Origin of the sequence: Ensifer sp. ENS10 (assembly GCF_014852025.1) — a bacterium.
In the GTDB taxonomy this organism is placed as follows: Bacteria; Pseudomonadota; Alphaproteobacteria; order Rhizobiales; family Rhizobiaceae; genus Ensifer.
On record NZ_JACVAS010000002.1, the window covers coordinates 666,022 to 692,677 of the forward strand.

Here is a 26,656-nt window from a genome sequence, read left to right on the forward strand (position 1 = left end):
CTTCCAGCTGGCTCCCAGCCGGCCTTCTATTGGACATGCCACAAGATTGGGGTTGTGGTCAGCAAGGACAAGCGCAGCCACCTCATGTCACCCTTGCAAAAAGTCAAGAACGGCCGGCGATCAAGGCCTTGTCGCGAAGGTGATCTCGTCGGCCGCGTCCACCAGCACGATCTCGTCACCGAGCGACCATTCGGCCGCGCGCGCGGCCAGACGCGCCGGCACCATCGGCGAGCGGCCGGGACCGGGCGGCACGTCATAGGTGGCATGGGCGTCGTTGGCGAGGATCACGGTGAAGCCCTTGGCGATCGCCGTGCGGGCCGTCGCCGCCAGGCACATCTCCGAGAGCATGCCGCAAATTGCGATCGTTTCGATCTCTCGCTCCCGCAACAGATCCTCAAGGTCGGTGCCATCGAAACCGTCGTCCTTCAGTTTGCGCACCACCGCCTCTTCCGCCTCCGCCGAAAAGAAGAGCTGCCAGCCGTCGGTCTCCGGCTCGTCGGAGGCACCCTCGGGTCCGTCATTCTGCAGGAAGATCACCGGCACGCCTGCCGCACGAGCCTGCCGCAACAGAACCCCGACGGCGCGCTGAAGGCCGACATGGCCGGGCACCGCCTCCGGCCCGGAGATGAAAGCGCGCTGGACATCGACGACCACAAGCGCATCGGCAACGTCGCCTTCGTTCGCGGTGCTCGCCTCGTTTGCCTCATCCGTCATTGATTCTTACTCCGCATAATCGACCGGCACCGCCGTGCCGCTCTTCAGGATTTCCATCGAGATCGAGGCGGAAACGTCGAAGAGCTCCACCTTTCGCACGATCTGCTTGTAGACCACGTCGTAGTGCTCGACGCGCGGCAGCACGACCTTGACGATATAGTCATGGTTTCCCGTCAATCGATGTGCCTCGACGATTTCAGGGATATCGCTGATCGCGCGGCGGAACGTCTCGATCCACTCGTCCGAATGATGCGCCGTCTTGATCAGCGCGAAGACGGTGGTCGGCACGCCCATGCGCTCGCGGTCGAGCACGACGATCCGCCTGGCGATGTAACCCGCCTCCTCCAGCCGCTGGATGCGGCGCGAACAGGCGGAAAGCGAAAGATTGACCCGCTCTGCCAATTCGCCGACCGCGACGCTGGCATCCTGCTGCAACAGCCCAAGCAGCTTCCTGTCTCTCTCGTCAAGCACGCCGATCCCTCCACCCAATGCGATTCAATGCCGTATATATTTGCACAAATTTACCTCTATGCGCAAATTTTTCGCGCCGAACGGCATTCCTCTCGCGAACAAAGCGAACCATTCCGGCGGCTTCGGCCGCATAGTTCTGGCCATCGAACAACGGCGTGCCCGGCGCGCCATAAAGGGAAAGAGGAATGGCGATGCGCAAGATTGGTCTGATCGGCGGTATGAGCTTCGAAAGCTCGGTGGTCTATTATCGCATGGTCAACGAGGCGGTTCGCGAGCGCCTGGGCGCGCTGCACTCGGCCGAGGTGCTGCTGCATTCCGTCGACTTCCAGTCGATCGTCGACCTGCAGAAGGCTGGCCGCTGGGATGATGCCGCCAAGCGGCTTGCCGATGTCGCCCGTGGCCTGGAAGCGGCCGGCGCCGATTGCGTGCTGATCTGCACCAACACCATGCACCTGATCGCAGACGCGGTGCAGGCGGCGGTGAACATCCCGCTGATCAACATCATCGACGAGACGGCGCTCCGCCTCAAGGCCGCCGGCAGCCGCAAGCCGCTGCTGCTCGCCACCCGCTATACCATGGAGCACGGCTTCTACGCAGAGCGCATGCGGAGCCACGGCATCGACATCATGGTGCCGGACGCGGATGGCCGGACGCTCGTCCACAACGTCATCTTTGACGAACTCTGCGCCGGCAAGGTGCTGCGCTCTTCCCGCAGGGCGTTGATCGACCTGATCGACAAGGCCGAGGCGGAAGGCGCGGACGCCGTCATCCTCGGCTGCACCGAGATCTGCCTGACCCTCGACCCCAGGGCCCTGCCGCTGCCGGGCTTCGATTCCACCGCGATCCACGCGGACGCTGCCGTCGAGTTTGCGCTCGAGGGCGCGTTGCTGGCACGGGCTGCCTGAACGGGACCGAGAAACGGGTGCAAACGCAGGGCGGGAAATCCGCCCTCCGCTGTGCGTCCAGTCATTTTCTTGGAAGCGGCTGCAGGAAGATGCGCTCGTAGCTGATGAACGGCGGATCGTCCGCGTAACGCGCATTGGCCGCGATGCCGTCCGGATCGCTGGCAACGTCACGGCGATAGCGGCGGTAAGCCGCCTCGTCCGGAAAGGTAAAGAGCGCGATGGCGACATCGCCAGCGCCCTCTTCACCAAGGCCGGGAAAGCTCGTGCCGATGCCCTCGGGCTTTTCGCGCGGGACAAAATAGCCGTGGTGCGTTCCGCCGTGCCGCTCGATGAGCGTCATCCAGGTTTGGGCATAGGCATCGAACTCCGTCATCCGGCCCTGCGCGAGCCGGTAGCGGATTTCACAGGTGACGGGACTATCCGGCATCAGGCTTCCTCTCTCTTATATCCGGTTCTCGGACCGCGAAGGCCGATGCAATTGCCCCAGGGATCGCGCACCTGGCACATCCAGAGCCCCTCCTGGATCGCCATCGGTCCACGATAGAGAGGTGCGCCGAGCGCTTCGAAATGGGCAAGCGCCCGGTCGAAGTCCTCGACCGCCCAGTAGACGACGGAACCTGCGGCACCACTCGCCACCTTCTCGTCCGCCTGAACGATTTCGAGATCCACCGTGCCGACCTTGAGATAGGCGAAGTCGAACGCCTGAAGCCACCGGCGTTGTGCCGTTGGGAAAGCACGCTGATACCAGGCGAGCCCCGCTTCCGTGTCGGGAACATGCACCAGTATGGCCGCCACGCTTTCGGTCATCGCAATTTCTCCATCCCTCCATCCGCCATCCCGTTGCCCTCGATACAGGATTCGTCGACTGCTCAGGCGGAAATCGCGTCCGAGGCGGATCGCAGCAGGCCGTCCGGGCGCGCGCCGAACGCCTGCCAATCGCATTCGGCAAGCCCGGCCGGCGCGAAGGGATCGATCAGCGTGCCCGAGACGATCGAGGCGAGCAGCGCCTGCATCGGCGGCGTGCGGGCGATCGTCGCGACCAGCCGGTCGCGCAGCCAGGCGAGAAGTGCCGAGTCCGACTGGTAGAACGGCGTAAAGGCCAGCGACAGAAGCTGGAACAGCGCGACATGATTGCGCCGCGCGGCAGCATAGGTGGCAAGGGCGCAATTAAGATCCGGCGTGGTCTCCAGCGCATGCGCCAGCGCCGCCACGTCGAGAAGCGCCATGTTCGCCCCCTGCCCGAGCTGCGGGCTCGTCGAATGTGCACTGTCGCCGAGGAAGGCGATACGGCCGGAGGCGAGCGGGCGCATGGTGCGATGCGCATAGCGCGCCAGCGTCAGTTGCTCCCAGTCGGCGACCTGATCGAGCAAGGGCGCACAATCCGGCCAGTAGTCGAGGATACGCGCCTTCCATCGGTCGAGCCCAGCCTCCCGTACCCTGTCCGCATCCGCGACCCTCAGGCTCCAGAAGAAGGCGACACGCTCCTTCTCGCCGACCTGCGCCCTGCCCGCCGGCAGGATACCGATCATCACCCGCGCCCGGTCGTAGCGCTGCACCAGGGCGTGGGGATCATGGACGAGCCCGTCGCTGTCGAGCGTAGCCCAGAAGGCACCATAGGTGAGCTCGCGCACTTTGGGCGCGACAGCGGAGCCGGCCGATAGCGTCGAGCCCGCACCGCTCGCGTCGATCACCAGATCATAGGCGCCCGTCTCCCGCCGCTCTGCATCCAGAAGCACGGCCTTGCCACCGGCCATTCGAACATCAGCGAGCGTGACGCCGGTGCGAACCGGCAAACCGGCGGCGATCACGGCATCATGCAGCGTGTTGAAAAGCGCCGCCCGCTGCACCGCCAGCCCGAAGCGGCCACCGGCAATTGCGTCGTAGCGCACGTCGAGAACAGTGCGGCCGGATTTTGCGTCGGCGCCATAGAGTCGGTCGATCCGGCTGCCGAGGGCAAGCATGGACGGCAGCAGATCGAGCGCGTTCAGCACCGTCAGTCCCGTCGGCTGCAGCATCAGGCCGGAACCGACCGGCGAGGCCACGTCGAAGCGTTCGAGGATTTCCACCCGATGCCCCTGCCGCGACAACATCAGCGCCGCCGCGAGCCCCGCCGGGCCAGCGCCCGCAATGCCGATATCAAGTGTCTTCATGGGTCCCCGAGGTGACGTGGAAGTCGACGAAACTATAGGGAAAATCAAGGCGCTAGGGCAAGTCTGCACGACGGGACACGAGGTCGCGCCTCGCAACCGCCCCTCATCCGGCCTGCCGGCCACCTTCTCCCCGCAAGCGGGGCGAAGGAGACTCGCGGCACCCGCTCGCTTCACACCACTGCGGCATGCTCTGACAGCAGTCCTGGTTGGAAGGCGGCCATCGTCCACGTCCCCTCTCCCCGCCCGCGGGGAGAGGGTTAGGGTGAGGGGCAAACTTCGCTAGCGAAAGCCCGGAACGAGAGAGAAAGCGCCGCATGCACCAATGAATTGGCCCCCACGGCGAATTTCGCACCGGCAGGGAAACGCACTACGCCTCCGCGTCGTACACCTCGCGTGCCGCGCGGATCGCTCCGTGGTTTTCCAGTGACCAGTCGACGAAATGCTTGAGCAGGCCAAGCAGCGAGCGGCCGAGATCGGTCAGCGCATATTCCACGCTCGGCGGCTGGGTCGGAAAGACGGTGCGGTGAATGTAGCCGTCGCGCTGCAGGTCGCGCAGCGTCTGGGTCAGCATGCGCTGGGAAATGTCGGGGATCAGCCGGCGAAGCTGCGAGAAACGCAAGGGACCGTCGGCCAGCGACAGGATCATCAGCGAGTTCCACTTGCCGCCGATATTGTCCATGACGTCGCGCACGGGGCAGTTCTCCATGTCCATCGGAACGCCGCAGACGATCGCCACGCGCTTGCCCTTCACTTCCCCGGTCAGCTTGTTCATAGGCGGTACCCTTCCTGTAACCACAGCAGAAAAAACTGCCTCCTTTACAGCTGTACCGAGATTACGAGATAAGAGCAAGTCTCAAAAAGAGACCATGTGCCGGCGACCTCCCAGGCCGCCGGCATCAACGACGAGCGAGGAAAGTGCGGGCGATCTCCCGCGGCCATCCCGTCTCAGGTTTAGAGGAAAAGGAAAGACCATGTCCGATACATTGCTCGTCACCGGCGCGACCGGCCAGCTCGGCAAGCTCGTGCTCGACCAGCTTCTTGGCTCCGGCGTCGAGCCGGCGAGGATCATCGCCACCAGCCGTGACACGGCGAAGCTTGCCGACTACACGGCCAAGGGCGTTCAGGCCCGCGTCGCCGATTTCGACGACCCGGCCTCGCTCGACAAGGCCTTTGCCGGCGCCGACCGGATCCTGATCATCTCGACCGACGCGCTGGATCAGCCGGGCAAGCGCCTGAAGCAGCACCTCGCCGCCGTGGCAGCTGCGAAGAAGGCCGGCGCCAAGCATATCCTCTACACCTCCATGCCCAGCCCCGAGACATCGGTGATCCCCTTCGCGCCCGATCATCTCGGCACCGAAAACGCCATCAAGGCGACCGGCATCCCCTACACCATCCTGCGAAACGGCTGGTACATGGAGAACCTGTTCATGGCCCTGCCGCACGCGCTTGAGACCGGGCAATGGTATTCCTCGTCCGGCGAAGGCCGCCTCGCCCACATCGCCCGCGCCGATGCCGCCAGGGCAGCCGCCGCTGCGCTTGCCTCAGCTGTGAACGAGAGCCGCACCTATACGTTGACCGGCGGCGAGCTGCGCTCGACCGACGAGATCGCGGCCCTCGTCGCCAAGGCGACCGGCAAGCGGCTCGATGTCGTGCACATCTCGGACGAGGCGCTCGCAGGCGGCCTGAAGGGCGCCGGCCTGCCGGACTTCCTCATCCCGATCGTCGTCTCCTTCGACGCCAACACCCGCGAAGGCCATATCAACATGGTCACGAACGACGTGACGTCTCTGACGGGTGCAACGCCGGTAAAGCTCGGCGCTTTCCTGGAAGCGAGCAAGGCGAGACTTGCCGGCTGAGGAAGGAATCCGGTCCGAAACGACGCGAGCCCGGCCATCCGTGCCGGGCTCCCAGATTGCGACGAGGGAGATGCCCAATTGCGTCTTCCGCCCCGGCAGCAGGATCTTGTCAGTCGCCGTCGCCACATTTTGTTCTTGTTATGTTCAGTATGATGCGCTATGCATTCCCCCCACCTTCACCACCGGAGAAAGGGGGACATTATGAGCGCTTATTTGACCGTGGGTGCCTTGGACTGCGCCCGCTCGAATGCCTTCTATGACGCAATTCTCGCGACCATCGGATGGAGCAAGCACATAGAGTTTCCGGACTGGCGCGCCTATTCCGAAGGCGGAGCCGGCAAAGGCTTTGTCCTGTGGGTCTGCAAACCTTTTGACGGTGAGCCGGCGACCGCCGGAAACGGCTCCATGGTCGGGTTCATGGCCAAGTCGCCCGCGGAGGTGGATGCTTTCTACCAGGCCGCCATGATCAATGGCGGGGCGGACGAAGGCGCACCCGGGCCGCGTCCACACTATGGGCCCGACTGGTACTCCGCCTACATGCGCGATCCATCCGGAAACAAGATTTCAGTCGTCTACAACGGCTAGGGTTGCCGTAGCGGACAAGCTTTGCGAAAACGACGTGCACGGACGGATCGCGACCATGCTTTGCGGGTTCCCCTGGGCTTGTTTCCCTGGGGGCTGGACGGGCCGTGCGCAGGGCCGCGCCTGCCGCACGGTCCGCTCGGATCTTGCCTGGCTTAGCGTACGGCCTCCACCGGCGAGGCATCTGCCCGCAGCGCGATCTCCGCAAGCACGAGCGCGCTGGTTCCGGCGACAAAGAACCCGGCGGAAAGATTGAGCGTCGTGCCGTCGTAGAAGGCGCCGAATGCGATCGCGAACAGGGTCGCGATCAGGCTCGAGCCGGAGGCGATCAACGACGCCCCGAGGCCCGCCACCTGCCCCAGCGAGCGCATGGCCATGGCGTTCAGGTTGCCGAAGAGCACCCCGATCGCAAAGAAGGCCGCAAAGCCGAGCACCAGCAGCACGGCAAGAGGCGGCCGGCCGGCCCAAAGGGTGGATGCCGCCAGCATGGCGAGCCCCGCCACCGCCAGGCCAATGAAGCCATAACGCGCCATCGCCTCCGAACCAAAGCGCTGCACGAGCTTGGCATTGAGGAACGAGGCAAGCCCGATGCCGGTCGCCAGCATGGCGAAATACAAGGGGAAGGTCTGCCCGATCCCGTAGGCGTCGAAGAACAGATCCGCCGCGGTGCTCAGATAAAGAAGCTGCGCGCCGAAGACGAGCCCGGTCGCCAGGATCAGCAGCGTCACGCGGCGATTTGAGAGGATACGCCGCCCGTTCGACACGAGAAGCCGCGGGCGAAAGGGAATGCGCTTCTCTAGCGGCAACGTTTCCGGCTGGCGCACCACCAGCCACATGCCGAGAAGTCCCGCCGCCGCTAGATAGACCGCAAAGACGCTACGCCAGCCACCGACGGTGATGATCCCTTGCGCGAGCGTCGGGGCCAGCATCGGCACGAGAATGAACAGCGTGAACATGAACGACATCACACGCGCCATGGCGTCACCTTCGAACTGGTCGCGGATCATCGCCCGCGTCGCAATCTTCGGCCCCGAGACCCCGACGCCCTGAAGGAAGCGGCCGAGAATCACCATCTCGAGCGAGCCGGCCGCCATGGCGATGATCGTTCCGAGCGCATAGACGCCAAGCCCGAGAACAAGCGCCCTCTTCCGCCCCATCGCATCGGAGAGCGGCCCCAGCAGCAGCTCGCCAAACGCCATGCCGAGGATGAAAAGCGAGATGATGTGCTGGGTGGAAAGTGGCGGCCGAACGCCGAGATCGGCCCCGATCTGGCGCAGGCCGGGCAAGAGCGCATCGATGCTGATCGAGGTCAGCGAGGTCAAAAGCGCATAGAGAACGATGCGCTCACGGAAACTGGTGGGGAATGTCATTGGCCGCTTACGAGGGAAGGAATGGACTCTACCTATAGCAGACCCACGGCAAAGTTGTAGGCTACAGAAGCGTTGCCGATCACCATGCACTGTTCTGATCGGCGAGATCTTACGATGGCGCAAAGCGCAGGTGCGAAGCATCCGCAAGATTGACGACCGCCCGGTTTCGGAAGAAATCGTCCTGGCGCAGATGCGTGATGCTTCCCGATTTTGCCGGAAAACTCAGGAATCCCGTGGCGCCGATCGGGATCTTCATCCAGGCGGCAAGCACCAGCGTCAGCGTGAAGCCGTGGGTGACGATGATCTGCGTTTGGCAGGGCCGCGCGACGATGGCGTCGACGCAAGGGAAGACGCGCAGCGCCACCTCGCGCCGGGTTTCTGCGCCATCGATCCCGCAGGGATCATCGAGCCGATTGTCATCCGGCGCCGGGGTGTAGCGCGCATCGAGCCAGGCCTGAGGCCTGCCACCGGCAACGCCATAGCTGATTTCCCGGAGATCGGCGGTTTCCATCACCGGCCGTTGAAAGCGCCTTGCTATCGCATCGGCCGTCTGGGTGGCGCGGCGCAGATCGGAGCTATGGATTTCCACGTCCCTTCCGCCAACCAAAGCCACCAGCCGTTCGGCCGTTAACTCCGCATCCTCTCTGCCGCGGGCGGTCAGATCCGTGTCGTACCAGCCACCCACCTTGCCTTCCAGGTGATGGACGGATTCCGTGTGGGTGACGACGAAGAGATCCTTCATGGCATCGCTCGGGTTTCCGCAACGCGCTGCTGCCGCGCAAGAACTAGGGCGCAAATGTCGCCTCAGACCTCCTGCCCGCAGGCGCGACGGAAGCGGCGCACCGTCTCGGCCATACCGTATTCCAGCGCATCGGCCGTCAGGCCGTGACCGATCGAGACTTCGGCAAGATCGGGGATGTGCCGGGCGAGCAACGGCAGGTTGGCCACCGTCAGGTCGTGGCCCGCATTGACGTCGAGCCCGAGGCTTGCGGCAATCGCAGCCGTGCGGCCAAGTTCGGCGGCGATCTTCTCGGCCTTGTCCGGGTCGTCATAGCAACCGCCATAGGGGCCGGTGTAGAGTTCGATGCGATCGGCGCCGGTTTCCTTGGCAATCCGCAAGGCCTCCGTATCCTCGTCGCCATCGGCAAACAGCGAAACGCGAAAACCCTTCTTCTTCAGCCGGCCGACGACATTGCCGAGCAGGTTGTGGTTCTTGCGGAAATCCCAGCCGTGGTCCGAGGTCGCCTGCGCCGGATCGTCGGGCACCAGTGTCACCTGCTCCGGCCGATGCATCTCCACGAGGCCGAGGAATTCCTCGTTCGGATAGCCTTCCATGTTGAATTCCGTCTCCGGAAACGCCTGGTCGATCAGGTCGCGGATCGGCTGCAGATCGCTGAAGCGGACGTGGCGCTGGTCGGGTCGCGGATGCACAGTGAGACCGGCAGCCCCCGCTTCGAGCGCGATGCGGCCAAGCGCGGTGACGGAAGGCCACGGCAGATCGCGCCGGTTGCGGAGCATTGCGACGGCATTCAGATTCACGGACAGTTTTGCAGGCATGTCTGAACTTTCCAGAAAGCGGGCCCAAGGCGGGCCCAGACGCAGGCAATGTGGTTGCAATGTTCTACTGCATAATTGCTGAAACCGAAAACAGTTTGAGGTCCGATTATGCAGCAATTCCAAGGAGGTCGCAGGGGAGCGATGCGACGTTTGCGCGCGGTTCGTTTGCCCGCCTTGTCTTGACCAAGTCTTGACAATCGACGTCTCTAATATGCGGGAAGGCTCAATCACGGACGGCGAAAATGGCCGACTGGACTTCCGCTACCATCTGCCACAGGGAGAACCGGCGCAATTTTTACGTTTATTTCAGAAAAAACTCAAATTTGGCGTCTACACCCCTGACAACCACCTTTTTAGGGCTTAACTTTCCGAATCAGATCGAATGGCCCAGCCCGCGCCGCGATCGCATTTCATAGATTTTAATTCACATGACACTGGAGCAAGAACGGATGACGACGGTCGAAAGACCCTGCGACGAGACGATTCGACGGGCCCTCCGCCGTATCCTCGAAAGCAAGGCTTTCGCACGTTCAGAGCGCCTCAGGGCCTTCCTCACCTATGTGGTCGAGAAGGAGATGGCCGGCGAAGGCTATCAGCTCAAGGGCTACTCGATCGCGATCGACGTCTTCGACCGGCCCCAGGCTTTCAACGCCGACAGTGACCCGCTCGTGCGGGTGCACGCCGGCAAATTGCGCAAGCTGCTCAAGGCTTTCTACGAGGCCGACGGTGCCGACGACGAATGGCGGATCGCCATTCCCAAGGGAACCTATGTTCCGGAGTACCAGCGCGCCCGCAACGAGGAAGAGCATCAGGCCGCAAGCTCGCCCCGCCAGCCGAAACTGACGAAGCGGCGTTTTGCCGGGCACCGGCCCGCCTGGCCGCCGGCGCCCTTCTCGTCGCCGCTCTCGGTGCTGACCGTGCTGCCGCTGCTCCTTTTCGCGCCGATGCCCTCGCAGGAAATGACGCTGGACATCGACGCGCAGGCAAAACTCTTCAACGCGCGCCACGCGACCGAGCGGGTACTGCCCTCGGTTCAGGTGAAGATGGCCGGCGCCGAAAACGAAGATGCAAAAGCGTTTGCCACGGCGCTTCGCCTTGCGGCCCAGCGCCACAAGACGCTGGCCCGCGCCACCGACGGCGACACCGGTCGACCCGTTTCGCGCAATTCCGCCCTGTCGTTCACCGTGCAGGTGACCTGGTACGATGCGCCGGCGCAGGGCATCCGCGTCACCCTCTCGCATGATGGCGAGAACGTGCCGCTGCGCCAGGACTTCATTACCTGGAAGCGGCTCGCGTCCGAGCCGGACCTGCTTTACGAGAGCATGTCGCTGGCGTCGGAACTGTTTTCGCTCGACGGCGAGATCTACGAGCACGCCCGCCAGGAGCAGATCGAAAGCCCCCTCATGGGCTGCATGGCCGCTACCCAGCGCTATCGCAAGCACCTGACCCGGGGTGCCTTCGAGGAAGCCTGGTCCTGCCAGCAGAAGCTGTCGCCGTTGCGCGGGGACGAACCACTGTTCATCCTGAGCTCCAACAGCCCGCTCAAGGTCATCGGCCACTGACCGCGTGCGCCGCATCTTCGAGGACGCGGCAAGCTCACCGTAACGCTTTGAATCACTGCATGTTTTCCTGGATCGGCCCACAGCGCCGCGCGTCTTATCAGACGCGCAAAGGTCGCTGTAGCCCTTTGATTTTCTGCATGTCTTGGTCCTTAAATCGAGGTCGATTCAAGGAGACAGGCAGTAGGAAACCATGCAGTGGCAGCGGCCCCTCCAGTCGGGGAAAACGGGCGTCAGCCTACCAATATTAAGGACTGGTCATATATTTGATTCGCGTATACGGTGCACGCATGCGTTGGGAATGGATGCCTGGTTGCTCGTCAGGCAAGCATCGAAGTCCTGAGTAGAACCGCGTGGTCCACGCGGGATGCCCCAGCCGAGCAGCAGGCATTGTCGTTGTCGATCAACGAGTGCCTCAGCACGCGGACGCGGTCCGCACCTATGAGACCCGGTGATCGCCGCCGCTTCCGGACGCGGACTGTTATACCCTGGGTCGGCCTCGATTCAGGTCAAATATGCGGAAAATCAAACGTTACAGAGACAACGCGCCGGATAGGCGCGGCCTGTAGACCGGGGACAATCGATATGCCGCGAGACCACTGGAAATACGAAGGCATGCTCGCCGCGCCCGAACGCGTCGGCTTCCTGCCCATCCTTCCCCTTCCCCATCATGATCCGACGGCCCCGCTGGCGATCGCCGACATGGCCGATGCCTTCGGCGTCACCCACCGCACCCTGCATTTCTACGAGGAGAAAGGCCTTCTGACCGCCGCGCGCATGGGGCCGATGCGGGTTTACAACGAAGAACACATCCGCCGCATGGCTGTCATCAACGCCTGCCGCGAGATCGACATGCCGATCGCCGCCATCCTGGAGCTTTTGACCGGCCTTGCCGGCACCGAAGAACAGGCAGACGCCGACCAGTTGTTTCGCGAGGCGCTACTGGCGCGGCGCCGGGAACTTGCCGCCCAGCAGGCGAACCTGCGCCGCCAGATGCAGCGCATCACCGAACTGCTCGAAAGCAGCGATGGCAGCGGTACCGCGACCGATGAAGATGACCATGTCCACCTTTCCCCGATCGAGAGCGAGTGTCTGACCTTCATGGCCGACGGTTATCCGGCCCCGCGCATCGCCGGCCTGATGGAGATGGACGTCGCCGCGGCGCTCACGCTCGAAGCCGGCATCATCCGCAAGTTCGGCGCCAACAACCGCTTCCAGGCAATCGCCAAGGCCGTACTCGCCGGAATGATCTCGGCGGAGTAACCGAAGCACCTTACGGCGGTTTTCGTCTTCGGCTGGAGACGTGTCAGCGCGTCTGGAGGCGGCACGGCCAAAGCCTGACCGGTAGCCGGCCATACCGCCGGTTCGCCGGCGTTTCTCCCGGGATCGTCGACAATGGGATGTCTTCGACGCCGCGCTCATGTTACGAGGCGCTGAAACGACATGAGTGAGATATCCCGATGCTTCCCTGGATCCAGCTAGACCGCGCCACCATTCCCGGAGACGGCGACGAGTTGCGCCTGAAGCAGCGCGGCCAAGAATTTTCCATCATGCTCGGCTCGACCGAACTAATGAACAGCCGGCTGAGCGGCTCGGAAGAGGCGCTGGCGACGCTCGCCTACGAGCGCATCGCCGGCGGCAAGAACATCAGCATGCTGATCGGCGGTCTCGGCATGGGGTTCACATTGCGGGCGGCCCTCGCCGTGCTGCCGGACGATGCCAGCGTCGTCGTCGCAGAGCTCGTGCCGGCCGTCGTCGACTGGGCGCGCGGGCCGATGGCGGACCTCCACAAGGGCACGCTCGACGATCCCCGCGTCGATATCCATGTCGGCGATGTCGGCGCGCTGATCCGCTCGAAGAAGGCCGCTTACGATGCCATCCTGCTCGATGTCGACAATGGCCCGGACGGATTGACGCGCCCCTCCAACGACAGCCTTTACAGCCATACCGGGCTTCGCGCCGCCCAGGCGGCGCTGCGGCCCAGCGGCGTGCTTGCCGTCTGGTCCTCGGCGCCGGACAGCGCTTTTACGCGGCGATTGCGTGAGGTCGGCTTTGCCACCGACGAGGTCAATGTGCGCGCCAATGGCAAGCGTGGCGGTGCGCGCCACGTGCTGTGGATGGCGACCAAGCGATAATCGTCCGTTATGCGGCCGGCCTTATCCAGCTTGCCGCCTACAGCGCCGCGCGTCTTATCAGACGCGCAAAGGTCGCTGTAGCACTTTGATTTTCTGCATGTCTTTGTCCTTAAATCGAGTTCGATTTAAGGACAAAGACATGCAGTAGGTCAAAAGCCCGGACTGGTGAGCCTAATTTGCTTCGTCGATACATACCGAGCGGATGTCGCCGTTGCTCAGCGTCGTCTTGCACCGCTGGTTCGATTTGCAGTTAGGGTCACCGTTGCCCGTCACGACACCGCCAACGCGCTCACATTCCTGGGCAGTCAGTTCAGCAGAGCCGACCGTGGTCTGTGGGCCGGTTGCTCCAGCCTTGACCGACGGCGATTTCACCAGCGGCTTCTTGGTCTCTGCCACCAGAACCAGGTCCGATGGATTTGCAGCGGTGGGGCTGGTCCAGGACGGACTGTTTGTCATGTTGATAGGCGCTGCGTGGATCGTCGTTGCAAAGCCTATTGAGAATGCGGCGACGGAAAGGAAGCGAGCCCGAGACATTTTGCCCTCCACAACCGGTGGTGAAGCTATGATATTAGCAGCAAACAGGGCGGTGCGGAATCCACGTGTCGCTTGGCAGAGAAACGGGTTGTATCCGCCAGCCGAAATCGCGTCCACTATGCTGACAAAAGGCCTCGACGCGATGATCCTGTTGATCGGCAACGTCGCACCCCTTCCGTAGCCGCCCTTAGCGAACGATCGTCAGTCGCTCCGCCGCGCGGGTAATCGCGGTGTAGAGCCAGCGTTCCCGCGTATCGCGGAAGGCCCAGCTCTCGTCGAACAAAACGACGTTGTTCCACTGCGAGCCCTGCGCCTTATGCACCGTCAGCGCATAGCCGTAGTCGAACTCGTCGTAGCGCTTGCGCGTCGTCCAGGGGATCTCGCCCTCGACATCCTCGAAGGCCGCCTTCAACAGCTTGATCTTGGCGGCACCGCGATCCATGTCGTCGTCTTCGGGCCGGATCATCAGGTTGATGCCCGGCTTCACCGTTTCCTTCGACGAGCTCATCACCTGCCACAGCGAACCGTTGAGCAGGCCTTTGGCCGGATCGTTCCTGAGGCAGACGAGCTTGTCGCCGGACTGCGGATAGTCGCTGGTGAAGCCCTTGAGTTCGCGCAGGCGCTGATTGTAGCGCCGGCGGGTCTTGTTGGTGCCGACAAGCACCTGATCCGCTTCCAGCACCAGCTCCTGGTTCACCTGCCCGCGACCGATCACCTGCGTGGTGCCGTAGTCGCCATGCATGATCTCGTTGCCTTCGCGCACCTGCATCGCGAGTTGGATGATCGGATTGTCGCGCGCCTGACGATGGATGTCCGTCAGCAGATAGTCCGGCTCCTGGTTGGTGAAGTAGCCGCCGCCGGATACCGGCGGCAGCTGCCCGGGATCGCCGAGCACGAGGATCGGCGTGCCGAAGCTCATCAGGTCCTTGCCGAGCGCCTCGTCCACCATCGAGCATTCGTCGACGATGATCAGCGCGGCCTTGGCGACCGGGCTCTGGCGGTTGATCGCAAACATCGGCGCGATCGAGGTCTTGCCGGTTTCCTCATCGGAAACCTCCTCCTCGCCGCGCGGACGATAGATCAGCGAGTGGATGGTCTTGGCGTTGCTGGCACCCTTGGAGCGCAGCACCTGCGCGGCCTTGCCGGTGAAGGCGGCAAACAGCACGTCGCCATCGACATGTTCGGCAAAGTGCCGGGCCAGCGTCGTCTTGCCGGTGCCGGCATAGCCGAACAGCCGGAAGAGCGGCGAGCGGCCCTCTTTCAGCCACTGCGAAACGGCCTTGAGGGCCTCGTCCTGTTGCGGTGCGAACTGCATGGGCTTGAGTGTCAGGATTCGGGCGGCACACGCAAGCCCGGATTTATGGGCTGCACGGCCCCTGTGACGGCAGGTTGGCGAGCACTCCGCGGCAATTCACGAAATTGCCACGCAAAATCAATATCTTTTTGCCTGACCGCATCTGTCGCGCTACCCGAGCCAGAGATCTTTTGTTCACGTTTTTTTCTCACAACGCGCGTTCGTCACACAGCTGCGAGCCTTCCCGGCAAGTGTGGCGACACCGCTCCCCTTGTTTCCGGCCGACGGCAGCTGTGGCACTTTCTTGCCGTGCCCCTTGAATGCAACGCCGCATTGTTGCTAACGAGCGGGACATTGATGGCGCCGCGATCCTGCTGGTGACGACCATCGCTCGAAGCCCGTCGAGGCCGGCCACGAATGGCCGCTCCGCCTTTACGGGGTCATGCCGGAGAATGCCCGTGACGACCGACAAGCCCAAAGCCGCGTCCTCTCCGGAAAAGGTCGGCATCGGACGGCTGGCCCCGTGGCTGCAATGGTGCCTGCTCTCGGCAATCTCCATTGTGCTCGCCTCGTTCTTCGAATTCATCGGCCTTCCGGCCGGGCTGTTGATGGGCCCGATGCTCGGCGCCGTTCTCGTCGGCATGAACGGCGGCACGATCCGGCTGCCGCGGCAGCTCTTCTTCTGCGTGCAGTTCATCCTGGCGATGATGATCGCCGGCGCTATGACGCCGGGCATGCTCGTGACCTTCTCCGGCAACTGGCCGCTGTTCCTCGCCGTCATCCTCTCGGTCATCGCCGTCAGCACGCTCTGCGGCTGGGTGATCACCCGCATGCGCATCCTGCCGGGCACGACGGCGATCTGGGGCTCGTCGGCCGGTGCCGCCTCGACCATGCTCTTGATGGCCGATGCCTACGGCGCCGACGCCCGCCTCGTCGCCTTCATGCAATATCTGCGCGTGATCTTCGTCGCCAGCACCGCAACGGTCGTGGCGCATATGTGGGTCACCGGGGCTGAAGCCGAGCAGACCACGCACTGGTTCGCGCCGATCGACGGCTTGCTCTTCCTCGAGACCATGGCCGTCGGGCTCGGCGCCGCCCTTGCCGGCCGCTTCCTGCGCGTGCCGGCCGGCGCCTTCCTGCTGCCCTTCCTCGTCGGCGCCGTGCTCAACGTCAGCGGCGTCATGACCACCGTGCTGCCGCAATGGCTGCTGGCGCTCTGTTTTGCGGCTCTCGGCTGGAACATCGGCCTTGGCTTCACCCGCCAGATCCTCATCCACGCGCGCCGCGCGCTGGTGCCGACGGTCATCTCGATTATCGTGCTGATCTCCTTCTCGGGTCTGCTCGCGGTGCTCCTGATCAAGGTCGTCGGCATCGATCCGCTGACCGCCTATCTCGCCACCAGCCCCGGCGGGCTCGATTCGATCGCGGTCATTGCCGCATCGAGCAATGTCGATCTTTCCTTCGTCATGGCGCTGCAGACCGCCCGCCTTCTGATCATCACCATGATCGGTCCAGCCCTCGCCCGCTTCGTCGCCGACCGGGCTTGAGCCGCTTGGCATCTACACGCCCGACCGCACCTTGAAGCGCGCCAGCGCCGTGATGACCGCCTCCTTGACCAGTTGCACCCGCGGCAGTTCCGCCGCCTGTTCATGGACCAGCATCCAGAGATCCGGGGCCAAGGGCGGCACCTCCGGCAGCAGAGGCACGAACCCTGCCGACTGGACCGCAAAGGCAGGCAACACGGCGAGCCCGAGCCCGTTTTTCACCGCCGCCATCTGCGCACCGAGGGAGGTGAGACGCATCGACGGCTGGAGACCGGGGCAGAGCGTTTCGACCCAGGCCACCATGATCAGGTAACTCAACTCCTCGCTCCAGCCGATCACCCGGTGGCGGTAGAGGTCAGCCGGCGTACGTACCGTGGCGTTCAAGGTAGCTGGGTGCTGCATAGAGGCCGAAGGCGAGAGAGCCGATCTTGCGCTGACGATAATTGCCCTGCTGCGGCCGGACGAGGCGCAGCACGATATCCGCCTCCTCACCGATCAGCCGCACCGGCCGGACGCTCGAATGCATCTCAAGGCGGATCTCCGGATGGCTTTGCAGGAGCCCCGCCAGCCCGGGCAACAGCACCTCCTGCCCGAGCAGTTCCGGCACGTCGATACGGACCGGCCCGGCGAGATCGCTGTCCTTCTCGCGCGCCGTGCGCTCGAAGACGCGCATCTGCGCCTCGGCGCGCTCAGCCGGCGCCACCAAGTCTTCGCCGGCGGGCGTCAGGTCATAACCGTCGCGATGGGGCCGGAAAAGCTTGACCTGCAACGCCGCTTCCAGTGCCTCGATCCGGCGCGACACGGTCGACGCGCTCACACCGAGCCTGGCCGACGCGGCACTCAACGACCGCGCATTGGCGACGGCCAGAAAGAACTTCAGATCATTCCAGTCCATTTGCTTTCCATTTTTGGAAAATCGGATTGCACAAAGGTTTCTCGACCGACGCTGAAAAATCAAGCAGATTCCGCGAAATCCCTTGGAGAGAGCAGCATGGCGATCGAGAATGAAGTCTTCCGATTTTCCGAATTTGGCGCGCCAGAGGTGCTCGCTTTCAAAGCCGAGCCACTGGCCGACCCCGCGCCCGGCGAGATCCAGATTCGCCACCTCGCGATCGGCGTCAATTACATCGACATCTATCATCGCCGCGGCACCGCCCCCCTCCCGCTGCCTAGCGGCCTCGGCGTCGAAGGCGTCGGCGTCGTCACGGCACTTGGCGAAGGGGTGGCGGGCTTTGCTGTCGGCCAACGCATCGCCTATGTCGGCGGCCCGCCCGGTGCCTATGCTACCCACCGCGACTTGCCCGCAGCACGGGCGCTGGCGCTGCCCGACGAGTTCGACAGCCTTGAGGTCGCAGCACTCGTCTTCAAGGGGCTGACCGTCGAGTATCTCATCCGCCGCTGTTTTCCGGTCAAACGCGGCGACACGGTGCTGTTCCATGCGGCGGCTGGCGGCGTCGGCTCGATCGCCTGTCAATGGCTGAAGCACCTGGGCGCGACCACCATCGGCACGGTCAGCTCCGCCGAAAAGGCCGAGATCGCCCGCGCCAACGGCTGCGATCATGTGATCCTCTATACCGAGGAGGATTTTGAGGCGCGTGTCGCCGAGATCACCGGCGGCATGGGCGTCGATGTCGTCTATGATTCCGTCGGCGCCGAAACCTTCGCCAAATCGCTCGATTGCCTGCGCCCGCGCGGCACGCTGGTTTCGTTCGGCGCCTCCTCCGGCCCGGTGCCGCCGCTTGACGTCTCCTTACTTGCGGCCAAGGGCTCGCTCCATGTTACCCGCCCCTCGATCGCGCACTACACCGCGGACCGAAGGGAATACGAGACGGCGGCGCGAGACCTGTTTGGCGCGATTGAGGCAGGGATCGTTCGCGCCTCCGCCATCACCACCTATCCGCTGTCTGAAGCGCGCAAGGCGCATGAGGACCTGGAGGCCCGTCGCACGACCGGGTCCGTGGTTCTGCTGCCCTGAACAGCGGGCTGCTTCCAGCAAATCACCGTCCTTTTGCCGGCCGCGCGATTGCCGATCGCGCGGCCGGTCGCTCCGTTTGCTTCGGTTCCGGCAGCGAAATGGCGGAACCGAAACAGCCACCAGTTTTCCGGGAATAAATCCCCCGCGCACCGTGTCTCACGGTTGGATCTGCAAGCATGCGGCTCTTGCGGAACGGGACGAGGAGGCATCCGCCCGTTTCCGGATAGGAAAATCATCTTGAGGAAGGACAATTGCCATGAGAACGTTTCCATTGACGATCGCCATGCTCCTTGCCGCCAGCGTCACGGCCTTCGCCGCGCCGCCGGTCAAGGAAGTCGAATCGGCCAAAGGCAAGGTACTGGCCGGGGAAAACGGTATGACGCTCTATACCTACAAGGACGACCATGGCGGCGTGTCCAGCTGCTACGACAATTGCGCCAAGAACTGGCCGCCCTTCCTGGCGGAAGCCAGCGCCAAGGCCGAAGGCGCCTATACGCTGGTCGAGCGCAAGGACGGCAAGAAACAGTGGGCCAAGGACGGCATGCCGCTCTATTTCTTCGTCAAGGACAAGAAGATGGGTGACATTACCGGTGATGGCGTGAAGGGCGAATGGGATGTCGCAAAGCCGTAATGGCGGCAATGCGGATGCGGGGGCCGAAAACCCCGCATCCGACCGGTTCGAAGAGGACGTGCTGGCGCTGGTGCCGGCGCTGAGGCGCTATGCCCGCAGCCTCGTGCGCTCGGATCCGGATGGCGAGGACCTGTTGCAGGATTGCGTGGAGAAGGTGCTTTCGCGCCGCGCGCAATGGCGCGGCGTCAACCTGCGCGCCTGGGCCTTCACCATCATGACCAATCTCGGCCGCAACCGGCACCGCTACCTCTCCATGCACCCGCAGGTGGCGCTGGAGGAGGATCTGGGGCTCGAGGCGGAGAACCGCGAAAGCGACCCGCTCGAACGCTCCAAGCTCGAACGGGCGCTGAACGGCCTTTCCTCGGAAAACCGCTCGGTGCTGATGCTCGTGGTGATCGAGGGATACCGCTACCAGGACGTGGCCGAGATGATGGCCATTCCAATCGGCACCGTGATGTCGCGGCTCTCACGCGCCCGGCGCCAGCTTGCCGAAGCCATGAAGGACGACAATGTGATCAGCATGCGGAGACCGAAATGACGGAAGATCTCAACACCGTCTCCGAAGACGACCTGCACGCCTATGTCGACGGTTTCGTGACCCCACGGGAACGCGAACGGATCGAGCAATGGCTGGAGAGCAACCCCGCCCGCGCCGAAGAAGTCCGGCAATGGCAGGCGCAGGCGGTGGACCTTCGTGCGCTCTTCGCCGGCTACGCCCACAGCGACACAAACGACCGCGCCCTGCTATCGAAAAGCCGCAACGATCTTCCGCAATCGGACCCGGACAAGGGCAAGCGATCCGCCACCGGCCGTCTGCGCGCCATCGCCGCCGGTCTCGCCCTGTTTGCCGCGGGCGCGCTGACCGGCCTCTACGCGCCATCTCTGATTTCTGCCGATGGCGGCAACCAATCGATCGAGACCGCCGACAGCTTGCCGCGGCAGGCGCAATCAGCCTTCCTGGTCTATGCCAGCGAAGTGCGCCACGCCGTCGAAGTGGGCGCCGACGAGCAGAGCCATCTCGCCACCTGGCTCGGAAAACGCCTCGAACATCCGCTGTCGATCCCCGATCTCTCCTCGCTCGGCTTCTCGCTGGTCGGCGGCCGGTTGCTGCCGGTCAATGGCAAGGCGGGTGCGATGTTCATGTATGAGGACGGCACCGGACGCAGGCTCACCGTGCTTCTCGGCCGGAACGACGACAACCGCGAGACCAGTTTCCGTATCGACAGCGTCGACGGCGTCGAGACCTTCTACTGGATCGACGGCCCGATCGGCTACGCCGTCACCGGCGAGGTGCCGCGCAGCCTGCTGCAGCAGGTGGCCGACGAGTGCTACCGCCAGTTCGACAAGAGCGAGGCGAAGGGAAGTTGAGATCGCGGCGCGCCCTCTCCGGCGCGTGTCCGCCCAATCAGAAAAAGCCGAGGAGCTTGTAGCGGGTCTTGCGACGCGCGTCGTTCCAGAACATCCGGAACAGCAGGAACTTTGTCCACGGCGACATCGGCGGCAGCTTGTCCTTCAGCCGATAGCAGCCGACCGTATAGTCCCAGCGCTGCGAGAACTTTTCCCGGAAGGTCTTTGCGCCATAGCGCTGAACCGATCCCGAACCCTCGATGAAATGGAACTCGGGCCCCTCAACATAGGCGACGAGATCGCGCACCACGAACTCCGTGACGATGTAGGAGGCGCCGGTCCAGGGATAGCTGAACTCCGCATAGCGCCGGAGCAGGATCTCCAGGCTGCCTTGCGACCGATAGATGCCGTAGACCCATTCGGACGGATAGCTCAGATTGCGCGGGATGTTACCGTCGCGCACGCGCTGGGCAAAATTGAAGACGTCGCGGTTGGGGCTGGCAAGGCGTCCCTTGCCGTTGTTGATGCGCCTGACGTCCGAAACCCCGAGCAGCTTGGTCTTATCCGCGTCCAGGGCGGCGACGAGGCGCGACAGGTAGTCGAGCGTCGAAAAGTCGTCGCAGGCCCTGAGGCAGAAATACTCGCCGAGTTCGGTGCCGAGGTGGAAGCACTTGAGGAAGTTCTCGTCAGCCTTGAGGTGCACTTCGTTCTCGAGTACTTCGAAGCGAGGATCCTTCGCCGCGAAGGCTTTGGCGATCTCCAGCGAACCATCGGTCGACCTGTTCTCGACGATGATGGCGCGAAAATCCCTGAAACCCTGATCCGCGATGCACTGCAGGCACTTTTCCAGGGTCTTCGCACCATTGAAGACCGGAAACAGAACGACGAGTTTCGCCTTCTCCATTCTCACTCCAGACATTCGCCGAGCCGCGCTTCAGGCGCGCTCAAGCCGCGTTATAAATCCGAGATCCAGTAATTGCCTCGATCCGGTGAAGCGCACCGAAACATCCGACGTCAATTGCAGACCGCCGGCGTTTGCGATGTTCTCCTTGATCTTCACATAGACGGCGGAGGCATCGAAATACTGCCCGCCTGCCGCGGCCGCATCGACGACCTCGGCGTAATCGGCAAAGAACTTGAAATGCAGCAGCACGCCCATGGCGGCCGGAAAATTCCGGTCATAGGGCAAGGGCTGATGGATGCTGGGCCCGAAACAGCACTCGCCGTCCCAGAACAGCACCGGATACTTGACCATCTCCAGGTCGGTTCCGAACTTGCGATAGCGCGGTCCGCCCTTGACGCTGAAGGCCCGCTTCATCGCATGCATGGCGTAGCCGGTGGCATCGAAATGATCGGCAATCTCCCAGGGGGCCTGTTGCTCCAGCTTTTCAACGTCGGCGCGCTCGAGATCGACCGGATACATGTCGAGCATGGGGGCGAGCATGCGGCGGGCGCCCATGCGCTCCAGCGCCGGAATGAGCCACTTCAGTCCGCGTTCCTCATAGCCATCGTAGACGAGATACTCGTCGGAATCGACATTGACGTACCATCGGCCGGTGCCATAGCGCTCGAACAGCGTTTCTCGCCATTCGCGCCCGCGCCGCGCCTCCTTGAAGCGGACGATGGACGACCAGACGTCGACGTCCGGTTGTGCCACCAGATATTCGCGCGTGCCGTCGGATGAGACGTCGTCGATGCAGATGAAGCGTGTCACCCCGAGCTTGCGGTAATGCGCCAGGAACGACGGCATCAGCTTGAGGTCGTTGTGGGTGATGAACATCAACGGGATATCGTCGGGCGACAAGGTCGCCGGCCCGCGCGCGTTCAGGCACGTCAACGCGTGCCGGCGTCTCTTTTTTCTCTCCCGCCGGGCCATCCTTTTGGTTTCCAACCATGTGCTGAGGCGTTCGAGCGGCGTTCTTTTGAACATCTCCGCCGCCGCCTCCATGGAGGAAAAAGGATATCGCGTTTCGCCCACGGCAAGCTCCAGATCGTTTAGATTAGCAGCCTCTACGTGAAAAACCGTCTGCGATCAACTTGCGAAAATCCTGCCGATCGGAGCCTTCGAAATCAGGGCCGCTCAGGGTCGTTGGCGAGCACGATCGGGTGCCCGTGCGGCGTCGCTTCCGCCGCCCGCTGCCAGCTCTGCGTCAGGTGCTCCAACTCACGGCCAGACGCGATCGAGAGCTCGGTGACGAGGCGCGAGAGCGCGGCTACCCAGCAATCGTAGTAGTCGCTGGCATCCGCCTTGCGACCAGGCTTGTAGAGCTCGGCCGAAAGCGCCTCGGCCCATTCCGGCCAGGAGAACACGCCCTTTTCATGCAGGCGTACGGTCATGGCGAAGGCGTTCGCCTGCCAGGGCTCGGCAAAGACAGGATCGCCCTCCGGCGATTTCGGCAGTTCGGCCGAGGCAATGAGCGGCGATGTCACCTTACACGTGTTCAAGGTAGCTCTCCCAGGCATCGATCGAGACCGTCAGCGTCGGATCGGCGCCCTCGCCCCAAATCTCGGGCCCATCGAAGACGACCGTATACACCCATTGCGGATTTTCGCCGCGGCCATGGGCGTTATCGTCAGGAAAGACGAAGAAGCCCTGCACCGCCTCTACCCGGCCGAGCTTGGCGCGAGCGTAGCGCGGCAGCCGCGTGTGGGTCTCCGGATTGAAATTCTTCGTCTTCACCGGGTCGCCGGCAGCAAAGCGCGGCAATCCTTCCGCCGGGCGGTCGCAAGGCGCGCCCTTCGCCAGCACGCCGGCCACCATGTCGGCCTTCAGCACCCGCTTCGGGCTCGCACACGGCTCCAGCCTGTGGCCGCCATCGAGCTCGGCCTGACTTACAAAACCATGGCGTTTGAGCAGGGTCTCCAGCGCGCGGGTCCAGATCTCGTAATAGCTCGCCGAAAGATAGGTCGCCGGCGGCAGGCTTTCGCGCGCATGCCGGCTTTCGTCGATCGTCCAGGCGCCGAAGGCGCCGCAGGAGAGCGTGACGCCGAGCGCCCGCTTCTCCCATTCGCCGTGGAAATAGGGCTCGTCCTTTTCCGGCGCCACGGGGCCGAGGCCGTGCGCGCCGCCGAGATCGTGCGGACCGTTCATCGAAGCGTCTCCCCGGAAAGCGCGAGCCCCGTGCCGATCATGGCATCGCGCGTCACCAGCCCCGCGAGTTCCTCCTCGCTGAAACCGTCGGTATCGGCCGGACGCTCTGGGATCACCAGATAGCGCAGCTCCGCCGTCGAGTCCCAGACGCGGATGCGCGTTGTCTCCGGCAAGATCAGACCGAACTCCTGGAGCACCCCGCGCGGATCGATGACCGCGCGCGAGCGATAGGGCGGCGCCTTGTACCAGACCGGCGGCAGGCCGAGCACGGACCAGGGATAACAGGAGCAGAGCGTGCAGACGACGAGGTTATGGGTCTCGGCCGTATTGAACACGGCGCGCATATGCTCGCCCTGCCGGCCGGTATAGCCGAGGCTGGCGATCGCTTCGGTCGCATCGCGCTTCAGCCACTCGGCAAAATCGGGATCGACCCAGGCCTTGGCCACCACGCGGGCACCGTTGCGCGGGCCGATCTTCGTCTCATAGGTCTCGACGATCGCGTCGATCGCCGCCGGATCGATCAGCCCCTTCTCGGTCAGCACCGTTTCCAGCGCCTTCACCCGCGCTTCCATGTCGGTGAAATGGTTGTCATGGTGATGATGGTCGTGATCGTGACCATGATGGTGTTCGGACATTGCCTGGCTCCTCGCAACGGCGCACCCCTCGGGCGCAGACGGCGCTGCCTCCTCACTCGCGCGATAGTGGTAGCTGATGAGATCCGGATTCGAAATCGAATTCATCAGCGACCGGCGACCAGAATTGTCACCGTAACAAGTCCGGTTCCATGCGAACCGGCAGCATTGAAAAATGCGCTATTATGTAGGATCCACCAACGCGCGAGGCTAAAGCCAGCAAGAGCGCCGTTTTCCACGTATGTTGCAGTAACGTAATTGCTATTTCACGGCCTCGTGAAAGGGTTCACGCTGTCCGATTTGCAGACCCGCTGACTCAAACTCTCATGAAGACAAACTTGTCCAAAAGGTACTCGCGGAGCATGCTCGGGAGTCGGGAAACGTGCATCGCGCCATAGACATCCGGCAACGTGGTGTTGTCCGCGCCAATCCAGAGTCTTACTCAACAAATGGAGGGCAGCATGAAACCTATTAGAAGCAAGCTTCCACTATTTGCAGCTCTTGTCGCCGCAACCATCGTCAACGGCGGAAATCCAGCTTTTGGCCAGACGGCGACCGAAATCCCACCGATTCTGGTTACCCCGGATAAAGTAGAGTCTCGCATCGGTACGCTCAATTTCAAGGATGGCGCGCCGAGTGCAGACACCGTCGACAAGGTTTATGACACGCTTGATTTCACTCGCGCCCTTGACGCGTTCCTCAACAGCTATGGCGGCGCATCGGCCTATGCGATCCGCAAGGGTCTTCTCAGCATCGGCGCAGAGGACAACACGGTCACCCTTTACCCTGAACTGATGGATTCGAAGTCGCTGTTCCTCACGGCCAATGCCGATACCGTCTACTATTTCAGCATCGTGGATCTGACGAAGGGGCCAACCGTGGTCGAGCAGCCTCCTATGGGGGTAGGCACGATCAACGACATGTGGTTTGGCTGGATCATCGATGTCGGGTTCCCCGGTCCCGACCGCGGCGAAGGCGGAAGATACCTGCTGCTGCCACCAGGTTATGACGGTCCGGTTCCGGAAGGTGGTTTCTATGTTGCGCGGTCGAAGACGAACCGGGTCATCTATGCATCTCGCGGTTACCTTGTAGACAACGATCCGAAGCCGACCGTCGAGAACATCAAGAAAAATATGAAGATCTATCCCTACACGCCGGGCGGTGTCGGCACGAGCATCGCAACGGCGCTCGAAGGCAAAGTCAGGCTTGAAGTGAATCCGCCGGTTCCTGAAACCAAGTTCCTCGAGGCGAGCGGCAAGGCGTTCAATACGATCCCCCCAAGCGACTATTCGTTCTTCGAGATGATCAACGCCAATGTTCAGGCCGAGCCGGCCGATTCCTACGATCCGGAACTTGCAGGCCAGTTGGCAGCCATCGGTATCGTCAAGGGCAAGGAATTCAACCCGGACGACCGGATGAAGAAGATTCTGACCGATGCAGCAGCGGTGGGAAACGCGGCCAGCCGTGTGTTGAACTGGCGTTTCAGCGGGCCCCATCCTGATTGGTCGTACTATCCAGACTCAATGTGGGGAAACATGCTGTGGCAGGGTGGCGCAAATTTCGAAACGCCGCCGCCGATGATCACAAAGGATGGCCTGTTCGACCCGCTACCGCCGACTGGCGCGCGTACCCTCGATTCCAAGACGGCCTTCTACTTCGGCTACACGCTCGACTCGCCCGGCATGATCATGCGGCTCCCCAAGGTCGGGTCGCAATATCTCATGGGTTTCCTGGACGCCAACAAGAACGACCTCGACGGCGGCAAGACCTACAAGGTGACGCTGCCGAAGGACATTCCGGCGGCCGCGTTCTGGTCCTTCACGCTCTACGACAACCAGTCGCGCTCGATGCTACAGACGCCGCAAGGCTACCCGCGCGCCGGCAGCCAGAGCTATCCATCGCCTGCCGCGGAAGCGGAACCGGATGGCTCGACGACGATCTATTTCGGCCCAACCCAACCCGAGGGGGTGAAACGCGGCAACTGGATCCAGACCATGCCCGGCAAAGGCTGGTTTACGCTCCTGCGTCTCTACAGTCCGCTGGAATCGTTCTTCACGAAGGAATGGCGGCCGAGCGAGATCGAACTCGTGCCCTGATGGTGGGAATGTGGGAGCAATGCTGACAAATCGCGGGGGAAGTAGCCTCCCGCGAGGTGCGACGTGATCGCGAGAATTCACACCACCGCTGCGCCTTGCCCATGTGATCGGCGCCGCCGTGCTTTTCGGCACCGGCGCACCCCTCGGGCGCAGACGGCGCTGCCTCCTCACTCGGGCGATAGTGGTAGCTGATGAAATCCGCATTCGAAATCG

Annotated in this window: 28 protein-coding genes and 1 pseudogene; 12 read left to right on the plus strand and 17 right to left on the minus strand. The window is 63.1% G+C overall.

Translation table 11 applies throughout. From position 1 onward, the window contains the following. Positions 1–120: 120 nt before the first annotated feature. Both IB265_RS10240 and IB265_RS10245 read right to left on the minus strand, forming a co-directional pair. Positions 121–714, minus strand: coding sequence for an isochorismatase family protein (locus tag IB265_RS10240; protein WP_057253669.1), 594 nt, complete (start codon positions 712–714; stop codon positions 121–123). A gap of 6 nt (positions 715–720) precedes the next feature. Continuing rightward, a complete protein-coding gene (locus tag IB265_RS10245) occupies positions 721–1,185 on the minus strand; it encodes an Lrp/AsnC family transcriptional regulator (RefSeq protein WP_057253667.1) in 465 nt (154 codons plus the stop codon). A 185-nt stretch (positions 1,186–1,370) separates the two neighbouring features. Between IB265_RS10245 and IB265_RS10250 the strand changes: the two genes are divergently transcribed. Further along, positions 1,371–2,090, plus strand: coding sequence for an aspartate/glutamate racemase family protein (locus tag IB265_RS10250; protein WP_082616040.1), 720 nt, complete (start codon positions 1,371–1,373; stop codon positions 2,088–2,090). A 61-nt stretch (positions 2,091–2,151) separates the two neighbouring features. Here the strand turns inward: IB265_RS10250 and IB265_RS10255 are convergent, their stop codons facing one another. From IB265_RS10255 to IB265_RS10270, 4 genes are all read right to left on the minus strand, one after another. Further along, positions 2,152–2,517: an NIPSNAP family protein gene (locus IB265_RS10255; protein WP_057253664.1), complete on the minus strand. Its 366-nt coding sequence runs from the start codon at positions 2,515–2,517 to the stop codon at positions 2,152–2,154. Further along, complete coding sequence (locus tag IB265_RS10260; protein WP_057253662.1) at positions 2,517–2,897, minus strand: VOC family protein; 381 nt, start codon at positions 2,895–2,897, stop codon at positions 2,517–2,519. Before IB265_RS10260 ends, IB265_RS10255 begins: the two co-directional genes overlap by 1 nt. A 62-nt stretch (positions 2,898–2,959) precedes the next feature. Beyond that, positions 2,960–4,240: an NAD(P)/FAD-dependent oxidoreductase gene (locus IB265_RS10265; protein ID WP_057253660.1), complete on the minus strand. Its 1,281-nt coding sequence runs from the start codon at positions 4,238–4,240 to the stop codon at positions 2,960–2,962. 367 nt (positions 4,241–4,607) lie between these two features. Then, positions 4,608–5,012, minus strand: coding sequence for a helix-turn-helix domain-containing protein (locus tag IB265_RS10270; RefSeq protein WP_057253658.1), 405 nt, complete (start codon positions 5,010–5,012; stop codon positions 4,608–4,610). Between the two features lie 199 nt (positions 5,013–5,211). Between IB265_RS10270 and IB265_RS10275 the strand changes: the two genes are divergently transcribed. Both IB265_RS10275 and IB265_RS10280 read left to right on the plus strand, forming a co-directional pair. After that, a complete protein-coding gene (locus tag IB265_RS10275) occupies positions 5,212–6,096 on the plus strand; it encodes an NmrA family NAD(P)-binding protein (protein ID WP_057253656.1) in 885 nt (294 codons plus the stop codon). A 201-nt stretch (positions 6,097–6,297) separates the two neighbouring features. Then, positions 6,298–6,681 (plus strand): VOC family protein, encoded by a 384-nt coding sequence (locus IB265_RS10280; RefSeq protein WP_057253652.1) that lies wholly within the window; start codon positions 6,298–6,300, stop codon positions 6,679–6,681. A gap of 152 nt (positions 6,682–6,833) precedes the next feature. Here the strand turns inward: IB265_RS10280 and IB265_RS10285 are convergent, their stop codons facing one another. The 3 genes from IB265_RS10285 to IB265_RS10295 form a co-directional block, all read right to left on the minus strand. Further along, positions 6,834–8,048 (minus strand): multidrug effflux MFS transporter, encoded by a 1,215-nt coding sequence (locus tag IB265_RS10285; RefSeq protein WP_057253650.1) that lies wholly within the window; start codon positions 8,046–8,048, stop codon positions 6,834–6,836. A 109-nt stretch (positions 8,049–8,157) separates the two neighbouring features. Next, positions 8,158–8,790: a histidine phosphatase family protein gene (locus tag IB265_RS10290; protein WP_057253648.1), complete on the minus strand. Its 633-nt coding sequence runs from the start codon at positions 8,788–8,790 to the stop codon at positions 8,158–8,160. 62 nt (positions 8,791–8,852) lie between these two features. Next, positions 8,853–9,605: a pyridoxine 5'-phosphate synthase gene (locus IB265_RS10295; RefSeq protein ID WP_057253646.1), complete on the minus strand. Its 753-nt coding sequence runs from the start codon at positions 9,603–9,605 to the stop codon at positions 8,853–8,855. Positions 9,606–10,054: 449 nt separating this feature from the next. Here IB265_RS10295 and IB265_RS10300 point away from each other — a divergent pair, with 449 nt between their 5' ends. From IB265_RS10300 to IB265_RS10310, 3 genes are all read left to right on the plus strand, one after another. Then, complete coding sequence (locus tag IB265_RS10300) at positions 10,055–11,167, plus strand: hypothetical protein (RefSeq protein WP_057253645.1); 1,113 nt, start codon at positions 10,055–10,057, stop codon at positions 11,165–11,167. Positions 11,168–11,749: 582 nt separating this feature from the next. After that, entirely contained in the window at positions 11,750–12,427 is a 678-nt protein-coding gene (locus tag IB265_RS10305; RefSeq protein WP_057253643.1) for a MerR family transcriptional regulator, read from the plus strand. 197 nt (positions 12,428–12,624) lie between these two features. Then, complete coding sequence (locus IB265_RS10310) at positions 12,625–13,299, plus strand: MnmC family methyltransferase (protein WP_057253641.1); 675 nt, start codon at positions 12,625–12,627, stop codon at positions 13,297–13,299. A 171-nt stretch (positions 13,300–13,470) separates the two neighbouring features. Here the strand turns inward: IB265_RS10310 and IB265_RS10315 are convergent, their stop codons facing one another. Together IB265_RS10315 and IB265_RS10320 are read right to left on the minus strand one after the other, a co-directional pair. Further along, positions 13,471–13,995: a hypothetical protein gene (locus IB265_RS10315; RefSeq protein ID WP_156414709.1), complete on the minus strand. Its 525-nt coding sequence runs from the start codon at positions 13,993–13,995 to the stop codon at positions 13,471–13,473. A gap of 25 nt (positions 13,996–14,020) precedes the next feature. Then, positions 14,021–15,148 carry an ATP-dependent RecD-like DNA helicase gene (locus tag IB265_RS10320; protein WP_057253637.1) on the minus strand — a complete coding sequence of 376 codons (1,128 nt, stop codon included), beginning with the start codon at positions 15,146–15,148 and terminating at the stop codon, positions 14,021–14,023. 437 nt (positions 15,149–15,585) lie between these two features. On the opposite strand from IB265_RS10320, the gene IB265_RS10325 reads away from it, so the two are divergent. After that, positions 15,586–16,674, plus strand: coding sequence for an AbrB family transcriptional regulator (locus tag IB265_RS10325; protein ID WP_244495689.1), 1,089 nt, complete (start codon positions 15,586–15,588; stop codon positions 16,672–16,674). 12 nt (positions 16,675–16,686) lie between these two features. On the opposite strand, the pseudogene IB265_RS37730 reads toward IB265_RS10325, so the two are convergent. Further along, a pseudogene (locus IB265_RS37730) lies at positions 16,687–17,566 on the minus strand (LysR family transcriptional regulator). 96 nt (positions 17,567–17,662) lie between these two features. On the opposite strand from IB265_RS37730, the gene IB265_RS10335 reads away from it, so the two are divergent. The 4 genes from IB265_RS10335 to IB265_RS10350 all read left to right on the plus strand — a co-directional run bounded on the left by IB265_RS10335 (position 17,663) and on the right by IB265_RS10350 (position 20,645). Next, the gene (locus IB265_RS10335) at positions 17,663–18,646 is read left to right on the plus strand and encodes a quinone oxidoreductase (RefSeq protein WP_057253634.1); all 984 of its coding nucleotides are present in this window, start codon (positions 17,663–17,665) and stop codon (positions 18,644–18,646) included. Between the two features lie 256 nt (positions 18,647–18,902). Further along, on the plus strand, positions 18,903–19,277 hold the full coding sequence (locus tag IB265_RS10340; protein ID WP_057253632.1) for a hypothetical protein: 375 nt from the start codon (positions 18,903–18,905) through the stop codon (positions 19,275–19,277). Continuing rightward, positions 19,261–19,815, plus strand: a complete 555-nt coding sequence (locus IB265_RS10345; protein ID WP_057253630.1) for an RNA polymerase sigma factor — start codon at positions 19,261–19,263, stop codon at positions 19,813–19,815. The genes IB265_RS10340 and IB265_RS10345 overlap by 17 nt, the downstream gene beginning before the upstream one ends. Continuing rightward, positions 19,812–20,645, plus strand: coding sequence for an anti-sigma factor (locus IB265_RS10350; RefSeq protein ID WP_057253628.1), 834 nt, complete (start codon positions 19,812–19,814; stop codon positions 20,643–20,645). Before IB265_RS10345 ends, IB265_RS10350 begins: the two co-directional genes overlap by 4 nt. Positions 20,646–20,682: 37 nt before the next feature. Here the strand turns inward: IB265_RS10350 and IB265_RS10355 are convergent, their stop codons facing one another. The 5 genes from IB265_RS10355 to nthA all read right to left on the minus strand — a co-directional run bounded on the left by IB265_RS10355 (position 20,683) and on the right by nthA (position 24,350). Then, positions 20,683–21,528: a glycosyltransferase family 2 protein gene (locus IB265_RS10355; protein WP_057253626.1), complete on the minus strand. Its 846-nt coding sequence runs from the start codon at positions 21,526–21,528 to the stop codon at positions 20,683–20,685. 30 nt (positions 21,529–21,558) lie between these two features. After that, positions 21,559–22,461 carry a glycosyltransferase family 2 protein gene (locus IB265_RS10360; protein ID WP_375293057.1) on the minus strand — a complete coding sequence of 301 codons (903 nt, stop codon included), beginning with the start codon at positions 22,459–22,461 and terminating at the stop codon, positions 21,559–21,561. 233 nt (positions 22,462–22,694) lie between these two features. Beyond that, a complete protein-coding gene (locus tag IB265_RS10365) occupies positions 22,695–23,069 on the minus strand; it encodes a nitrile hydratase accessory protein (protein WP_057253624.1) in 375 nt (124 codons plus the stop codon). Then, complete coding sequence (gene nthB, locus IB265_RS10370) at positions 23,056–23,715, minus strand: nitrile hydratase subunit beta (RefSeq protein ID WP_057253623.1); 660 nt, start codon at positions 23,713–23,715, stop codon at positions 23,056–23,058. Before nthB ends, IB265_RS10365 begins: the two co-directional genes overlap by 14 nt. Beyond that, positions 23,712–24,350, minus strand: a complete 639-nt coding sequence (gene nthA, locus IB265_RS10375) for a nitrile hydratase subunit alpha (RefSeq protein ID WP_057253620.1) — start codon at positions 24,348–24,350, stop codon at positions 23,712–23,714. The genes nthB and nthA overlap by 4 nt, the downstream gene beginning before the upstream one ends. Positions 24,351–24,808: 458 nt before the next feature. Here nthA and IB265_RS10380 point away from each other — a divergent pair, with 458 nt between their 5' ends. Further along, the gene (locus tag IB265_RS10380) at positions 24,809–26,443 is read left to right on the plus strand and encodes a DUF1254 domain-containing protein (RefSeq protein WP_197423424.1); all 1,635 of its coding nucleotides are present in this window, start codon (positions 24,809–24,811) and stop codon (positions 26,441–26,443) included. Positions 26,444–26,656 lie beyond the last annotated feature (213 nt).

Excerpts from the sequence above, each read along its gene's own strand:
- IB265_RS10240 (WP_057253669.1), bottom strand. The coding sequence starts at position 714 with ATGACGGATGAGGCAAACGAGGCGAGCACCGCGAACGAAGGCGACGTT.
- IB265_RS10250 (WP_082616040.1), top strand. The coding sequence starts at position 1,371 with ATGGCGATGCGCAAGATTGGTCTGATCGGCGGTATGAGCTTCGAAAGC.
- IB265_RS10255 (WP_057253664.1), bottom strand. The coding sequence starts at position 2,517 with ATGCCGGATAGTCCCGTCACCTGTGAAATCCGCTACCGGCTCGCGCAG.
- IB265_RS10260 (WP_057253662.1), bottom strand. The coding sequence starts at position 2,897 with ATGACCGAAAGCGTGGCGGCCATACTGGTGCATGTTCCCGACACGGAA.
- IB265_RS10265 (WP_057253660.1), bottom strand. The coding sequence starts at position 4,240 with ATGAAGACACTTGATATCGGCATTGCGGGCGCTGGCCCGGCGGGGCTC.
- IB265_RS10270 (WP_057253658.1), bottom strand. The coding sequence starts at position 5,012 with ATGAACAAGCTGACCGGGGAAGTGAAGGGCAAGCGCGTGGCGATCGTC.
- IB265_RS10275 (WP_057253656.1), top strand. The coding sequence starts at position 5,212 with ATGTCCGATACATTGCTCGTCACCGGCGCGACCGGCCAGCTCGGCAAG.
- IB265_RS10280 (WP_057253652.1), top strand. The coding sequence starts at position 6,298 with ATGAGCGCTTATTTGACCGTGGGTGCCTTGGACTGCGCCCGCTCGAAT.
- IB265_RS10285 (WP_057253650.1), bottom strand. The coding sequence starts at position 8,048 with ATGACATTCCCCACCAGTTTCCGTGAGCGCATCGTTCTCTATGCGCTT.
- IB265_RS10290 (WP_057253648.1), bottom strand. The coding sequence starts at position 8,790 with ATGAAGGATCTCTTCGTCGTCACCCACACGGAATCCGTCCATCACCTG.
- IB265_RS10295 (WP_057253646.1), bottom strand. The coding sequence starts at position 9,605 with ATGCCTGCAAAACTGTCCGTGAATCTGAATGCCGTCGCAATGCTCCGC.
- IB265_RS10300 (WP_057253645.1), top strand. The coding sequence starts at position 10,055 with ATGACGACGGTCGAAAGACCCTGCGACGAGACGATTCGACGGGCCCTC.
- IB265_RS10305 (WP_057253643.1), top strand. The coding sequence starts at position 11,750 with ATGCCGCGAGACCACTGGAAATACGAAGGCATGCTCGCCGCGCCCGAA.
- IB265_RS10310 (WP_057253641.1), top strand. The coding sequence starts at position 12,625 with ATGCTTCCCTGGATCCAGCTAGACCGCGCCACCATTCCCGGAGACGGC.
- IB265_RS10320 (WP_057253637.1), bottom strand. The coding sequence starts at position 15,148 with ATGCAGTTCGCACCGCAACAGGACGAGGCCCTCAAGGCCGTTTCGCAG.
- IB265_RS10335 (WP_057253634.1), top strand. The coding sequence starts at position 17,663 with ATGGCGATCGAGAATGAAGTCTTCCGATTTTCCGAATTTGGCGCGCCA.
- IB265_RS10340 (WP_057253632.1), top strand. The coding sequence starts at position 18,903 with ATGAGAACGTTTCCATTGACGATCGCCATGCTCCTTGCCGCCAGCGTC.
- IB265_RS10345 (WP_057253630.1), top strand. The coding sequence starts at position 19,261 with ATGTCGCAAAGCCGTAATGGCGGCAATGCGGATGCGGGGGCCGAAAAC.
- IB265_RS10350 (WP_057253628.1), top strand. The coding sequence starts at position 19,812 with ATGACGGAAGATCTCAACACCGTCTCCGAAGACGACCTGCACGCCTAT.
- IB265_RS10355 (WP_057253626.1), bottom strand. The coding sequence starts at position 21,528 with ATGGAGAAGGCGAAACTCGTCGTTCTGTTTCCGGTCTTCAATGGTGCG.
- nthB (WP_057253623.1), bottom strand. The coding sequence starts at position 23,715 with ATGAACGGTCCGCACGATCTCGGCGGCGCGCACGGCCTCGGCCCCGTG.
- nthA (WP_057253620.1), bottom strand. The coding sequence starts at position 24,350 with ATGTCCGAACACCATCATGGTCACGATCACGACCATCATCACCATGAC.
- IB265_RS10380 (WP_197423424.1), top strand. The coding sequence starts at position 24,809 with ATGAAACCTATTAGAAGCAAGCTTCCACTATTTGCAGCTCTTGTCGCC.